Origin of the sequence: Paraburkholderia sp. JPY419 (assembly GCF_050435705.1) — a bacterium.
In the GTDB taxonomy this organism is placed as follows: domain Bacteria; phylum Pseudomonadota; class Gammaproteobacteria; order Burkholderiales; family Burkholderiaceae; genus Paraburkholderia; species Paraburkholderia youngii.
Window position 1 is genome coordinate 223,704 of sequence record NZ_JBNDKV010000003.1, and the last position, 14,077, is coordinate 237,780.

Annotated in this window: 12 protein-coding genes and 2 pseudogenes; 10 read left to right on the plus strand and 4 right to left on the minus strand. The window is 58.7% G+C overall.

All coding sequences use genetic code 11. The features are described 5' to 3' along the window. Position 1 precedes the first annotated feature (1 nt). The 6 genes and pseudogenes from QFZ91_RS24490 to QFZ91_RS24515 all read left to right on the plus strand — a co-directional run bounded on the left by QFZ91_RS24490 (position 2) and on the right by QFZ91_RS24515 (position 3,861). Positions 2-923: pseudogene (locus QFZ91_RS24490) on the plus strand (IS5 family transposase). Continuing rightward, positions 923-1,354 (plus strand): IS66-like element accessory protein TnpA, encoded by a 432-nt coding sequence (tnpA, locus tag QFZ91_RS24495; protein WP_429568768.1) that lies wholly within the window; start codon positions 923-925, stop codon positions 1,352-1,354. Before QFZ91_RS24490 ends, tnpA begins: the two are co-directional and overlap by 1 nt. Beyond that, positions 1,351-1,698 (plus strand): IS66 family insertion sequence element accessory protein TnpB, encoded by a 348-nt coding sequence (tnpB, locus tag QFZ91_RS24500; protein ID WP_074295443.1) that lies wholly within the window; start codon positions 1,351-1,353, stop codon positions 1,696-1,698. The genes tnpA and tnpB (QFZ91_RS24500) overlap by 4 nt, the downstream gene beginning before the upstream one ends. Before the next feature lie 47 nt (positions 1,699-1,745). After that, a complete protein-coding gene (gene tnpC, locus QFZ91_RS24505; RefSeq protein ID WP_429569130.1) occupies positions 1,746-3,293 on the plus strand; it encodes an IS66 family transposase in 1,548 nt (515 codons plus the stop codon). An 11-nt stretch (positions 3,294-3,304) separates the two neighbouring features. Next, positions 3,305-3,541: pseudogene (locus QFZ91_RS24510) on the plus strand (plasmid pRiA4b ORF-3 family protein); the annotation flags it as partial. A gap of 107 nt (positions 3,542-3,648) precedes the next feature. Next, on the plus strand, positions 3,649-3,861 hold the full coding sequence (locus tag QFZ91_RS24515; RefSeq protein WP_429569131.1) for a hypothetical protein: 213 nt from the start codon (positions 3,649-3,651) through the stop codon (positions 3,859-3,861). Positions 3,862-3,892: 31 nt separating this feature from the next. On the opposite strand, the gene tnpB (QFZ91_RS24520) is transcribed toward QFZ91_RS24515, so the two are convergent. Both tnpB (QFZ91_RS24520) and QFZ91_RS24525 read right to left on the minus strand, forming a co-directional pair. Next, the gene (gene tnpB / locus QFZ91_RS24520) at positions 3,893-4,102 is read right to left on the minus strand and encodes an IS66 family insertion sequence element accessory protein TnpB (protein WP_176370180.1); all 210 of its coding nucleotides are present in this window, start codon (positions 4,100-4,102) and stop codon (positions 3,893-3,895) included. Then, positions 4,099-4,296 carry a hypothetical protein gene (locus tag QFZ91_RS24525; RefSeq protein ID WP_429568769.1) on the minus strand — a complete coding sequence of 66 codons (198 nt, stop codon included), beginning with the start codon at positions 4,294-4,296 and terminating at the stop codon, positions 4,099-4,101. Before QFZ91_RS24525 ends, tnpB (QFZ91_RS24520) begins: the two co-directional genes overlap by 4 nt. Before the next feature lie 466 nt (positions 4,297-4,762). Between QFZ91_RS24525 and QFZ91_RS24530 the strand changes: the two genes are divergently transcribed. After that, a complete protein-coding gene (locus QFZ91_RS24530; protein WP_429522490.1) occupies positions 4,763-6,085 on the plus strand; it encodes an IS5 family transposase in 1,323 nt (440 codons plus the stop codon). A 631-nt stretch (positions 6,086-6,716) separates the two neighbouring features. Here the strand turns inward: QFZ91_RS24530 and QFZ91_RS24535 are convergent. Together QFZ91_RS24535 and QFZ91_RS24540 are read right to left on the minus strand one after the other, a co-directional pair. After that, positions 6,717-7,919, minus strand: coding sequence for a pectate lyase (locus tag QFZ91_RS24535; RefSeq protein WP_429568770.1), 1,203 nt, complete (start codon positions 7,917-7,919; stop codon positions 6,717-6,719). 454 nt (positions 7,920-8,373) lie between these two features. Further along, the gene (locus tag QFZ91_RS24540; RefSeq protein WP_176370050.1) at positions 8,374-8,562 is read right to left on the minus strand and encodes a hypothetical protein; all 189 of its coding nucleotides are present in this window, start codon (positions 8,560-8,562) and stop codon (positions 8,374-8,376) included. 302 nt (positions 8,563-8,864) lie between these two features. On the opposite strand from QFZ91_RS24540, the gene rpoD reads away from it, so the two are divergent. The 3 genes from rpoD to QFZ91_RS24555 all read left to right on the plus strand — a co-directional run bounded on the left by rpoD (position 8,865) and on the right by QFZ91_RS24555 (position 13,341). Further along, positions 8,865-10,865, plus strand: a complete 2,001-nt coding sequence (rpoD, locus tag QFZ91_RS24545) for an RNA polymerase sigma factor RpoD (protein WP_429568771.1) — start codon at positions 8,865-8,867, stop codon at positions 10,863-10,865. Between the two features lie 1,142 nt (positions 10,866-12,007). Continuing rightward, the gene (locus QFZ91_RS24550) at positions 12,008-13,102 is read left to right on the plus strand and encodes an IS630 family transposase (RefSeq protein WP_429568772.1); all 1,095 of its coding nucleotides are present in this window, start codon (positions 12,008-12,010) and stop codon (positions 13,100-13,102) included. Next, positions 13,099-13,341, plus strand: a complete 243-nt coding sequence (locus QFZ91_RS24555) for a DUF6429 family protein (protein WP_429568773.1) — start codon at positions 13,099-13,101, stop codon at positions 13,339-13,341. Before QFZ91_RS24550 ends, QFZ91_RS24555 begins: the two co-directional genes overlap by 4 nt. Positions 13,342-14,077: the final 736 nt, after the last annotated feature.

Consider the following 14,077-nt stretch of genomic DNA (forward strand, 5'->3'; position numbering starts at 1 on the left):
GATGACGCAACGTGGACTTGACCTGGATTTGACAACGACGCGCACGCGTAAGCGAGAATTTCTCGATGAGGACGACGCGGTGCGCCTTGGTTGAAGCTCATTGCGCTGCTCGAACCGTACTATCCGACTGGTAAGACTGGACGGCCGCCGTTCCAGATCGCGACGATGCTGCACATTCATTTTATGCAACAGTGGTTTGGTCTGCCCGATCCAGCGATGGAAGAAGCGTTATATGACGTGCCGCTGTATCGTGACTTCGCAGGATCTGACGGTGGCACGATGCGTTTGCCGGACGAGAGCACGATTCTGCGGTTTCGTCACCTTCTCGAAGCGCCATGGACTGGCTGCGCAGATGCTCGCGCTGGTCAATGAAATATTGGTGAAGAAAGGCCTGATGCTCAAGACCGGGACGGTCGTCGATGCCGCGATTCCGGCGCCCAGTTCGACGAAAAACAACTCCGGAACGCGCGATCCCGAGATGCGTCAGACGCAGAAAAGCGATAACTGGTGTTTCGGAATGAAAGCGCACATCGGCGTGGACGTTGAGTCCGGTCTGGTCCATACCGTTGTAGGCACGGCGGGCAATGTCCACGACATTACGGAGGCTCATGCGCTGTTGCACGGTCAAGAAACGGACGTGTACGCTGACTCGGGATATCAGGGGATCGAAAAGCGTCGCGAGAGTGGCGCGGTGCGCTGGCACATCGTGATGAGACTAGGCAAGCGCAAAAAGCTGAATCTGAGTGATCGTTTGGACGCGATATACGATCAGATCGAGCGGCTGAAGACCCTATATCGCGGTTTGATGAAGAACACAGGCCAGATCACGACGTTGTTTGCTCTGAGCAATGTAAGCGTCATTCCGTGGTCGCATGGACAGAGCTGAAGCCGGTGTCCAAAGTGATGTCCGTTACTTCAAGTGATGGGAACTACTTTGGACACACGGAATGCGCGATCATCGAACCGCAAGGGCCGACCGAATTACACACCAGAGTACCGACGGCAAGTTGCCGTCGCGGCGTGCGAGCCGGGTATTTCGGTGGCCAAGCTCGCGCAGGCGCACGGACTGAATCCGAATACGGTGTTCAAGTGGCGCCGGCAACTGCGGGCGGGCCTGTTTGAAGGGGTGGCGCCCAGCACAGCGGTGTTGCTGCCCGTAGCGTTACCTGATGCACCGACCGGCGAGACCGCAGAACCGGCGTCGCTCGCTCTACAGCCTGTCGAGCCACATCGCAAGAGCGTACCGGCGGCGTCGGGCATCGAGATCGAACTGAACGGTGCCCGTGTACGCGTCACGGGCATGGTCGACCCCGTGCAGTTGCGCCTCGTGCTGCGCTGCCTGATGCTAGCATGATTGCGCCGCCAGGCGGTACCCGCGTATGGCTGGCAGCGGGCGTTACCGATATGCGCCGTGGCATGGATGGACTTGCCGCGCTGGTGCAGTCAGCACTCGGTCGTGATCCGTTCTCGGGGCACATTTTCCTGTTTCGCGGGCGTCGTGGTGACCTCATCAAGATTTTATGGTGGAGCGGCGACGGCATGAACCTGTACGCGAAACGACTCGAGCGTGGACGCTTCGTGTGGCCGCAGGCGGACTCGGGAACAGTCCATCTGTCAGCCGCCCAACTGTCGATGCTGCTCGAAGGGATTGACTGGCGGCATCCCGAGCGGACGTGGCAGCCGACGCACGCGGCGTAACGCCGGGTGGGGGAGCCCACAAGCGCGTGGCCTTCATTTACACTGTCATGCATGCCAGCCAGCAACTGCGCGATGATATCGCCGCTCTGAAGCACATCGTTGCCTCGCGCGACGAGACCATCGCGCAGTTGCTGGCCGAGATCTCGCGACTGAAGCGATGGCAGTATGGCCGCTCATCTGAGCGCATGACAGAACTGATGGACCAGCTGCAGCTCGCGCTCGGTGAGCTGCCTGTTCATGAACCAGATATGGCCGCACCGGCGAAGGCGCCTGATGCCGACGCGACTGCGGATACGTCGGCCACTACGAACCTTGTCCCACTGCGCCGCAAGGCACGGCACTTCCCTGCCCATCTTCCTCGCGAAACAGTTGTGCATGCGCCGTCAAACTGCGGATGCCCGGAATGCGGCAAACAGATGCGTGCGCTGGGCGAAGACGTCTCGGAGGTGCTCGACTATGTGCCCGGCTACTTCAAGGTACTGCGTCACGTACGTCCGAAGCTGAGCTGCCCGCGCTGTGCCGCAGTAGTACAGGAGCCGGCACCTTCGCGGCCGATAGCACGCTCGATGGCGGGTGCGGGGCTGCTCGCACAGGTCGTCGTCGCGAAGTACGCTGACCATATGCCGCTATATCGTAAGGCCAGCATCTATCGCCGTGCGGGCATCGAACTGGACCGGGCAACACTGGCTTCGTGGGTGCGTGAAGCGGCTGCCCTGCTGCAACCCCTGTCCGACGCACTCGGTGGTTACGTGCGCGCCGCAGACAAGATCCATACCGACGACACGCCCGTGCCGGTGCTGGAGCCGGGGCGTGGCAAGACACGCACGGCGCGCCTGTGGACCTATGTGCGCGATGACCGCCCGGCAGGAAGCCGCGCGCCACCAGCCGTCTGGTACAGGTACTCACCCGACCGCAAAGGTGAGCGACCTCGGGAACATCTGGCGGGCTACACGGGAATCCTGCAGGCAGATGCCTTCAGCGGGTACGACGCGCTGTATCGTGACGGCACGATCATCGAGGCCGGGTGCTGGGCGCATGCGCGGCGCAAGTTCTACGACCTGTACAAGCTGGACAGCTCACCAATTGCCGAGGAAGCACTGCGCCGCATTGGGGCGCTGTATGCTGTTGAACGCGAGGTTCGCGGCCAGACGCCGGACGTGCGCCTGTCTGCGCGCCAGCTGCGCTCGGCCCCATTGCTCGCTGAACTGAAGGCCTGGTTCGAACACACGCTGTCACAGGTATCGGCGAAGTCGGGGCTGGCGAAGGCGATCAGATACTCGCTGGGGCACTGGCATGCACTCACACGCTATTGCGAAGACGGGCGCGTCGAGGTGGACAACAATACGGCGGAGCGCGCGATCAGGCCGCTGGTTCTCGGCAGGCGCAACTATCTGTTCGCTGGCTCCGACGGCGGTGGCCAAAGCGCGGCGGTGATCTATAGCCTGATCGGTACGGCACGCCTGAACGGCATCGAGCCGTTTGCCTACCTGCGCACGGTGTTTGAGCGCATCGCCGATCATCCCATCAACCGCATCGATGAGTTGCTGCCGTGGCGCCTGAAGCCGGCTGCATACATCGAGCAGCAAGCCGCCTGACAATCAATCCGATGGTCCAACCCCGCAAACCTGCCGTGCGCCTGGTCAAGGCGCCAGTGCCCGACTACGTACTGCGCGTTGAGCTGAAGTACATCAAGCCGGCGATCTGGCGACGAATCATCGTTCCCGGCTCGATCCGGCTGGGCAAGCTGCATGTCGTGCTGCAACTAGCCATGGGCTGGGAGGGCGGGCACCTGCACGAGTTCGTCTTCGGCGAAACCAACTATGGTGAACCTGATGACTTCGGATTCCAGAGCGATCCACCGATGCTCAATGAAGCACGGGTCACGCTGGCGAAGGCGCTGGGCGGGCCAGGCATCAGCGCCTTCTCGACCTTGATCCGATTCTCGAAGCGATCACCGATCCGACGCACGAGGAGCACGACCACTTCCTCGAGTGGTGTGGCGGCAGCTTCGATCCCGCCGCCTTCGATCTCGTGCTCACGAATCAGCGGCTCTCAGAGGTCTCAAGTTCTGATCGTCAAGACGGCCTCAGATTGACGCTTACGGATCGACTCACTGACCGTGCGACAGCGGCGCGAGCGAGCGCAGCACCCAAAACCCTCTGATCCAAGAAAAGGAGTTGTAGTATGAAGCCAGTTAGTTCGCGTACAGGTTCATGCCGTCGCCGCTCCACCATAAAATTTTGATGAGGTCACCGCGACGCCCACGAAACAGGAAGATGTGCCCCGAGAAGGGGGCACGTCCGAGTGCTGACTGCACCAGCGCGGCAAGTCCATCCATGCCACGGCGCATATCGGTAACGCCCGCTGCCAGCCATACGCGGGTACCGCCTGGCGGCGCAATCATGCTGGCATCAGGCAGCGCAGCACGAGGCGCAGCTGCACGGGGTCAACCATGCCCGTGACGCGTACACGGGCACCGTTCAGTTCGATTTCGATGCCCGACGCTGCCGGTACGCTCTCGCGATGTGGCTCGACAGGCTGTAGAGCGAGCGACGCCGGTTCTGCGGTCTCGCCGGTCGGTGCATCAGGTAGCGCCACGGGCAGCAATACCGCTGTGCTGTGCGCCACCCCATCAAACAGGCCCGCCCGCAGTTGCCGGCGTCACTTGAACACCATATTCGGATTCAGTCCGTGCGCCTGCGCGAGCTTGGCCACCGAAATGCCCCGCTCGCACGCCGGGACGGCAACTTGCCGTCGGTACTCTGGTGTGTAGTTCGGTCGGCCCTTGCGGTTCGATGATCGCGCATTCCAAAGTAGTCTCCATCACTTGAAGTAACGGACATCACTTTGGACACCGGCTTCAGCTCTGTCCATGCGGCCACGAAATGACGCTTACTGAGCAATCTATGGATGGCGCGTAGAGCTTTGCGCAAGGCTTGATAGTCGAGCCTGATCAATTCGGAGAGCCTTGCGTGGCAGAGCTTTGAGGCCGAATTGGTGTTGTGAGATTTGCAGGATCCTGGCACATTAACGTGAGAATCCTGCATTTTTCGACGAGGTGCGAATGGGTCCGAAGACGCCTGTGACGGAGGGAGATTTTTTCCGCCAGCCGCTGCGCGAACAGATCAACCTGAAGCATCCGTTGATACGTTTGGCCGACCTGATCAACTGGGAGCGACTGGGCGCATCAATGAGCGAAAGCTTTGTATCGCGCAAGGGACGACCGGCGACATCGCCGAGGCTGATCGCCGGGTTGCTGTATTTGCAGCACGCGTTCGACCTGTCCGACGAAGAGGTCGTCTGGCAATGGGTAGAGAACCCGTACTGGCAGGTGTTCACCGGCGAGACCTACTTGCAGACCGAACCTCCGATCGACCCATCGAGCCTGACGCGTTGGCGCAAGCGAATGGGCGAAGCCGGCGTTGAAGAGTTGCTGGCCGAAACGATCGAAGCAGCAAAACGCGCTGGCGTGATCAAGGCTTCGAGCGTCAAGCGCGTGATTGTTGATACGACCGTCATGGAGAAGGCGATCGCCCACCCAACCGATTCGCGCCTGCTCGAACGGTGTCGCGAACATCTGGTGAAAGCCGCGGCACGGCACGGTCTGAAACTGAGGCAGAACTACAACCGCGAGGCGCCGCATCTGGCGCTGCAGATTGGCCGCTACGCTCACGCGAAACAGTACAAACGCATGAGGAAAGCGCTGCGCACGCTGCGCTCGCGCGTTGGACGGGTGATGCGCGATGTGGAGCGGCAGGTCAACCAGGTGGCCGACCTAGGCTGCGCTGAATTAACGGAACTAATCGCCCGCACGAGACGCATTCTGGCGCAGAAGCCGAAGGACAAGAACAAGCTTTATGCGCTGCATGCACCGGAAGTCGAGTGCCTGGCCAAGGGCAAGGCGCGCAAGCCGTACGAGTTCGGGGTGAAAGTTTCGATCGCGACGACCCACAAGGAAGGACTGGTGGTTGGCATGCGCTCGATGCCAGGCAATCCGTACGACGGGCACACCCTGGCTGAAGCGCTGGAGCAGGCGGCAATCCTGTGCGACGCCACGCCGGAGGTCGCCATCGTCGACCGTGGCTACAAGGGTGTCGCCGTCGATGGTGTGAAGATCTACCACCCGGGCTTGCGGCGGGGCATTACACGCGGACTACGCGCGATGATCAGACGGCGCAGCGCAATCGAGCCAGCAATCGGTCACATGAAGACAGACGGAAAACTCGATCGCAACTGGCTCAAGGGTGCGCTCGGCGACGCGATGCACGCGGTGATGTGCGGCGCAGGACACAATCTACGGATGATCCTCAGGAAGCTGCGGCTTCTTTGCGCCTTCATTCTGACCGCCTTGTTCAACCACCGACTTGCTCGGCTTCAATCCCCGTAACTACGGTGCTCGGCAAAACGAATTGTTCAGGACGGACTTGATAACCTACGCCGTGTTTTGCGCCTCAGTAGCGCTGCACGGAGCGGCGCAAATCGCAGACGCCTTAACGACTCAACAAATTCTCATCACCGCCATTGCGAAAAAAATAGAAGGTCAGCGCGCAAAATGCCGGTTATGCAGACTTTCCTAAGTATGCGTCTCGTACTTTCGACGTGCCGTACACCTCCATTCCGACAGCGACGTTGTGCAGCCGACGATCCGCAACATACGACCCATCGGGTAAGTTTCTATAATCACTAGGTCATTCCAAAGAACTGGGAGTACCCGATATCGAATCCTTACGGATTACGGACACAACAAGGGCGGGGCGCCCTATGTCACTCGTCAAGTGTGAGGGGCGGATTTCGCTTGATAGAAGGCGCCGTCGCGCAGCATGTGAAACTCGCTCCCGGTAGCGCATACTAATGCGATCACCGATGCGTGCTGCGCGGCGGGCGATTCCCGATCTGCGGTATTGCAGCGCCTGCGATGCGTCGTTGGATCGTGAAAGGGCCGCCCCTAGGCACTGACGTCAATGCCAGCGAAACGAATCCAACAGCCAGCGGGAAGTCGTCCTGATTGATCGCTGGCACTAGCGAGGACCGCAGGCCGACGCGGCGTTGAGAACGGACGAGGCCGTCCCAACTCGATAGGCGTAACCGACGGGCGCGATTGAAAAAGCCTCGCCCTTTGCCGATCTGCCGGTGGACTGAACGTACTGGTTTGCGTTTTCATGAAAAGAGTAGACATCGTCCGGCAAATCCAGAACGACCTGAATGCTCTGGTTAGTTCTAAGAAAATAGTTGCTTTCAACATAGACGACGCTGCCGCTTCCGATCTGCAGGGCGTTGTACTGGGTCTCGTCTGACCCGACGGCCGTGAGGCCGGTCGGTGTGGCGTCGTTATCGAAATAATTGTCGTAGGCGTGGACCCAGCCCCGCAGCAGCGGACGCCCCTTTAGGTTGGGGCCGAACTGGTTATGGTGCAAGGTGACATGTAGCCTGTGCCCACCATATGCATACGAATCCTGCCGAGATGCGCCCACTACCATCGCCAGGCGTTCATTGGCCAGATCCTGGTTCTTGCCCGTCCAGTCCCACAGGGGATCGGGGCGCATCGCCAGCCATTCATTGGTGAAATAAAACCGGCTATACGAGACCGTCACATTATCCGATGACAGCGTCACACTCATCAGATTGTCGCTCGTGTCGTAGAAGGAACAATGATCGACCCATGCATTGGTGACCCGTCGCAGGGACACGCCTTCATAGTTGATGCCGGCGTTGTTGGATGTGCCGTAGACTTGGGCGGGTAGGGCCTGTAGATCTCCGATGACGCCATGAAAAGTGATGTTTCTGATCACGACATTCTGGATGTTCTGGTCTGCCGGCAGCATTTCGCCGTCGAATTTAAGCTGGACGTTTTTCAGCACCGCATTGCCACCGCTGGCGCCTTCGATCGTGGTGTTGTTCCAGTCCGTGCTGGCGAAGGTGATGGTCGTCAGTCGCGGTCCGCCGTAGATTTCGCCCTTGATTAGGATGTGGTGCTGTCGCGCGCTGAACGCAGCCAGCAGATCAGCGAGGCTGTCGACCGTGACGGCTGGATCGTCTGATCCGGTCGCCGTTGCGAAACCGCCGGTGTCCGTCGGCAGACGCGCGGTAATTGCGGTCTCGTTGAAATTGGACCGCAAGCCTGTCACTGCTGAGGGGGCTGGCGCAGAAGACGACCCGTGCCCTCCAACACAAGCGCACAGCAGATATGCGATCAATATTGTCAGGATCAGCCGCCGCTTCATTTCATTTCCTCCTTTCAGGCCCGCACATGGTCAAGAGCCGGCATAGGCAGATTTCGGCACCAAGGTGCTTCCGCACTGTCAGCTTCTCTCATTCAGCTTTGGAGTACGCCGGCGCCGATGTGCATCTTGTGGCGTGGCTGCGAGTTCGTGCCGCGCCCGGTAAGGACCGCCGCCCGCGGGCGGATGTGAAATCCATTCCCACAGGAGCGTTCGAGATTGCGCCAATGCGCGCGCCCAAGGCGCCATAACGCCCAGCCATTCACCGAAACCCGGCGGATGCCGGATTTCTGTCAAAAAGAGCGAGAATATCGGCTTTGCTAATGAGGGTCAATCCAGAGCCCAAGCGGGAGGAGGTACTGAAGGCGGCCGACACGCTAGGGCCGTTGCACGGTAAACGTGATATCCGTCAACAGCGAAAGCTAGCGGTCCCCTCGCACGGACCTCGATGCGAGGCCTACTCGCCAATGAACCGCCATTTTCGGCGTAGAACCGACGACTGAACGACGGAAAGAGGCGCGTCTCCAAGTCGGAGCTCGACCGAACCCAACGACGTTTGGCCGGAACGGCCCTGACGCGCTTCCGACTCCGCGCCGTATTCGTAGATGTTCCAGTTCCACGCAAAGACCTCGATAAGCTTCGTCATATTCTATCCATCCAGATGTCGAATTCTTAGTGTGGTTCGCGGCGTAGCACGTTAACGTTGCGGACGGGCTAGATTCGCCAACTGGTGAAATGCGGTAGTTTGTGTTACGTTGCTAACGCATTGATGCTTTTTGGCAAATCTTGCGGTTCCTTCGCGTCCGCCCGTATCTAGGGGCCGCGCATTCATTGCCCGTTGCGATTCCACAGTCCGTGTCCGTCTGTAACCGCGAGACGTGCGCGGCTCGTCGGCCGAGTGCGGACAGTCGCTGGTCGCGATTGCCGCGCAACCGTCCAGGAGAATCTATGTCAAAGGTCGATTGGACCTATTCACGTCCAGGCACAGTTTCGTCCGCCCTGAACACGTCGGTCCCGCGCGCGTCGAAGGTCGAACCCGTAACACCCCTGCAGTCGATCGACGGGGTATCGCAGGACGAAGAGCAACAGGAGCGCTGGATGCGCGCTCTCATCCGACTCGGCAACCAGCGCGGCTACCTGACTCATGCGGAAATCAACGATCATCTCCCCGACAATTTTGTGCATACCGCGGCCATTGAAATCATTGCCAGCACGTTCAACGACATGGGCATTGCAGTCTACGAGCAGGCTCCTGACACGGAGAAGCCGTTCCTGGACGAGGCGGCGCCGGCAGCCACGTTGGACGACAAGGCAGACCTGGAGGCCGAAGGCGCGCTTTCAACCGTCGATCCTGAATTCGGGTGCACAACGGATCCCGTTCGGATGTATATGCGTGAAATAGGTGCGACCGAATTATTGACTCGCGCGGGCGAGACTGAGATTGCGAAACGCATCGAAGAGGGGCTCCACGAAATGGGCTTGGCGATCGCACGCTGCCCGCTGACTGTCTTCACGATCCTTCGAATGGTGAAGCAGATTCAATCTGGTGAACTGCGCATCGATCAACTGGTCGACGACCTTAATGAAGACTCCGAAGCGGTCCTTCGGTCGTTGCCAGAGCCGGCTAAAACCCCGGACATTGAACAGGACAGCGCTAAGGGCGACGACGCGAGGAGCGACGGCGGTGAGGGCAGGGTCGTCGAAGACCGGGACATGGTGAAGGGGAGCGAACCGCGAATGAAACAGCTCACGAGAGACGGCCTCGCTATCTTTGCGCGAGTTCGTGACCTGTACGAACAGATTTCAGAAGCCGACGCCGCGCAAGAAAACGGACAGGTCGCCCGCGAGCGCCTTTTTGAAGCGATCCAGCGGGAGCTTGCGGCTGTTCGCTTCACGGCACGGACTATCGATGCGCTATGCGCTGATGTGCAACAGCAAGTCGCACAGGTACGTGCGGTCGAGCGACGTATTCTGCAGATTGCCGTTGACCGGTGCGGCATGCCGCGCGCGCGATTCGTCGAGTCGTTTTTGGGATACGAAACTGATCTCGCGTGGACTGAAAACTCGGCGACGTCCCGCGAGTACGGTGCGGCACTTTCACGCAGTCGACCGGAGATCCAGACTGAACAGCAGAAGCTTATCGATATTGAGGCTAAGGCCGGCCTGCCCTTGCAACACTTGAAGAAGATCAACCGGCAGATGATGGCAGCCGAGTCGAAGATGCGTCAGGCGAAGCGCAAGATGATCGAGGCGAATCTGCGTCTCGTGGTCTCTATCGCGAAAAAGTACGCGAACCGAGGCGTGCCCCTTCTGGATCTGATCCAGGAAGGAAACATCGGCCTGATGAAAGCCGTCGACAAATTTCAATATCGACGCGGCTGGAAGTTTTCAACTTACGCAACATGGTGGGTCAGGCAGGCAGTCACGCGTTGTCTTGCGGATCAGGCGCGCACAATCCGAGTCCCCTTGCATATGATCGAGTCAATCAACAAGTTAAACCGGATTTCGCGGGAAATTTTGCAGGAGACTGGGCACAAGGCTAATCCTGCTGCGTTGGCTCAGCGCATGGAATTATCAGAAGACAAGATTCGTGACATACTGAAGGTCATGAGGCAACCCCTATCGCTCGAGACGCCAGGGGGCGAAGATGCCGACGCCACGCTTGGCGATATGATCGAAGATCCAATGGCTGGATCCCCTGCGGATGCGGCCGCGCGCTCGAACCTGCGAGCCGCAATCGACGAAGCGCTGGATTCATTGTCGCCGCGTGAAGCGAAAGTACTGCGAATGCGGTTCGGGATTGATGTAGCGTGCGGCTACACGCTCGAGGAACTTGGCGAACAATTCGACCTGACGCGCGAACGGATCAGGTACATCGAAAGCAAGGCGATGCGAAAACTGATGCAGCCAAATCGCGCCGACAAGTTACGGCGATTTGTCGACAATTAAGTCCCACGTCCACGCATCGCCTGGACTTGTGGTCAGAGCAACATCGAGCTGCAGCATCCCATCCCGATCTGTGTGTTCGCCAACAAGGAACGCATCCGTTATCATCGAAATGTGATGGGCCCGCTTGTCTACGATCGTGGACGCATCCTTGAACGCTCGGAGACGACGGCTCACGGCTTGGACGAACTCATGTGCATTGTCTATGCCAACGACTTGAAGCCCGGTGCGATGGTTTCGCACCAATACGTAGACCTGCACATTGAGATAGTTAATGCTGGAACCGGAGAAGCTTCGGATCGGTGTTGTCGAGAATCTTTGGCGTCTTTCGTGGCAGCGCGATACCGTTCAGACCAATGCTAATTGCGCTTGTCCGCCGCCATGGCGGCTTGCTTCGTCAGGATGCGGTCTGGGCGGCCGTTGCCGAGACGTTCCTGCATGAACTGACGATTGCTCCCGCACTACGCTAGCGACCGGCCGTCGGCATGCTGTGTGGGAACACACGGCAATCAATCGATACTGTTCCAGGAATATTTTCAGGTCGATGCTGGGATCTGGGTAAGCAGCGCAAGACACTTGTGAAGGGATACGCCGCAAGGCCGGAATAACACCGGTGATTAATATAGATCGGCTCATCAAGCGCAGGCCGCCTGATCAGGTCGGCCCGCATGCATGTACCACTTTGGGCAATCGTTCCCAAAGCGGGTCAAGGTCTCGCTCGGCACACTCGGTCCACCGGAATACCGGAAGAGCCTCGAAATCAAGGCGCAGACCAATCCGAGTTTCATCGCGCGAGGGTGGCATCCAGTTGCTGTTGATCGATCCCTTCCCTAGGCCATGTCGAACGTCTCACCATATGAAGGTGACGATGGTGAAACACTTGGTCGGTGAATCTCCTATAGTTTGCAGAAGAGTGACTTGCGTCTGTTAGGCTCGGCCGCACGCTACGGCGTGGCAAAGCAACGCGGACGCCTATCTATGGTTCCTACGTGCGAAGAAGCCTGCGTTAGTCTCGTAATGCAGACCTGTCGTACCCATCGCGGAGAATATCTATTTCAACCTAGTGTCTTGAGTTAAAAATTCATTGAATGATGCCGATCACGTACTAAAGTGTTCTATGTGGCACTTGATGCGAGGGGGCAAGGATGAGCGGGCGGCCCAAAGGGGAACTGGTGCTGAGCGAATCGGAGCGCGAAGAACTGCAAGCGCTGACAATGCGACGCAAGACCGCACAAGCCCTCGCATTGCGGGCGCGCATCGTGTTGGCCTGTGCCGATGGCCTGGACAACAAGAGCGTTGCGGCGAAACAGAGGGTCACTCAGCAAACGGTCTCGAAGTGGCGGGCGCGATTCGTAATGCATCGTCTGGACGGACTGCTTGATGCGCCTCGGCCCGGCGCGCCGAGGACGATTGGTGACGCTCGCGTCGATGCGGTCATCGCAAAGACGCTTGAGTCCGTACCTGTCGACGCGACTCACTGGAGCACGCGCACGATGGCTCGCGAGATGAAATTGTCGCAAACGGCGGTCACACGGATCTGGCGTGCTTTTGGTCTGCAGCCGCATCGGCAGGAAACGTTCAAACTCTCCAGTGATCCGATGTTCGTCGACAAGGTGCGAGATATCGTCGGGCTTTACCTGGATCCGCCGCTTAAGGCCATGGTGTTGTGCGTGGACGAGAAGAGCCAGATTCAGGCGCTCGATCGCACGCAACCCATGCTGCCGTTGGCACCCGGCATCCCGCAACGACGCACGCACGATTACATGCGCCACGGCGCGACTACGCTGTTCGCGGCGCTGGACATCGCTACTGGCGAGGTGATCGGCGAGGTATATCGGCGCCATCGCAGCAGCGAATTCGTGCGCTTTCTGCGCACCATCGAAGCCAGTGTGCCATCGCACCTGGATGTGCATCTGGTGATGGACAACTATGGCACGCACAAAACGCCCTCGATCAAAGCCTGGTTCGCTCGACATCCTCGCTTCCATGTTCACTTCACGCCCACCTCGGCGTCGTGGCTTAATCAGGTCGAGCGTTGGTTCGCCTCGCTCACTGAAAAATACCTTCGACGCGGTACGCATCGCTCGACACGTCAACTCGAAGACGCGATCCGTCAATACCTGGACATCTACAACGCCAATCCACAACCGTTTTCCTGGAGCAAGTCGGCTGATGAAATTCTGGCCAGTCTCGAACGGTTTTGTATGCGGGTCCGGACGGCCGCGGGCGAAGCATCATGAACATCAACACCGACGCAATTGATGAAGTCGCCCTGGCACTTCTCTACCTGACCCTGCATGGCCGATACCGCGCATGGAAGGGTTTCGACTGGGATGTGCTGAACCGACTCTACGAACGGGGTTTCATCGAAGACCCGGTCAACAGGACGAAGTCTGTGATCTTTACCGAAGAAGGACTGCGTGAGTCCGAGCGGCTCTTTAATCAGCATTTCGTCATTCCAGAAAGACCGGGAAATTGATTCAACGAACTTCTAACTCACGACACTAGCCCCTGGAGGGAATCTTTCCTGAAGGCCGCTTGCATGCCTCGCGATTACCGCGCGAACGGACTACGCAACGCATACGGTCCGTTTTGCTAGACCACGGCCCCCCTTGATAGACGGCGGGTACGTGCCGCTTTTTGCAGCGAGATGTTGGTCCGCGTTGTCTCCCCCTGTCAAACAATTCTACTTCACTCGATCCGCCCACTCATCAGCTATGATCGAGTCCTGTTCTCACCGCGGAGGGGACTGTCCAACCGTGCGGCTCAGGCAGCATTGGTAGCCAGCATATGATTCCACACCGCAAGCCAGCCCTATCGTGAGTCATACTGTTTTTGCTTCGCGATAAACGTACTCCAAAACATTCGGTGTACCTTTCTTTGGGAGCAATTCGCAGCTACTCTCCCCTGCGTCGTTGAATCGCGGTACGATTTGGTTTTGGCTTGGGAATCAGCGCACCTCCGCTCACGCGAACGTGATGGAAAGCTTTGCAGACCTTCCTTAACCATGCTTGGCGAAAGAAAAGCAATCTGTATGCCTCATAGTCGCCCCGCGTGAAACCACGAAAAGCAACCGACTTGACGATAAGGGCGGATTCGATGACTTGGTCGTGTCCGGCTTCCCAGCATGAGCATCTACGTCCTGGGAAGCCACTTCACCAACAGTTCCCGCGTATTTGGACGGTCACTTTGACGTCTTTCGGAGTCGACCACCT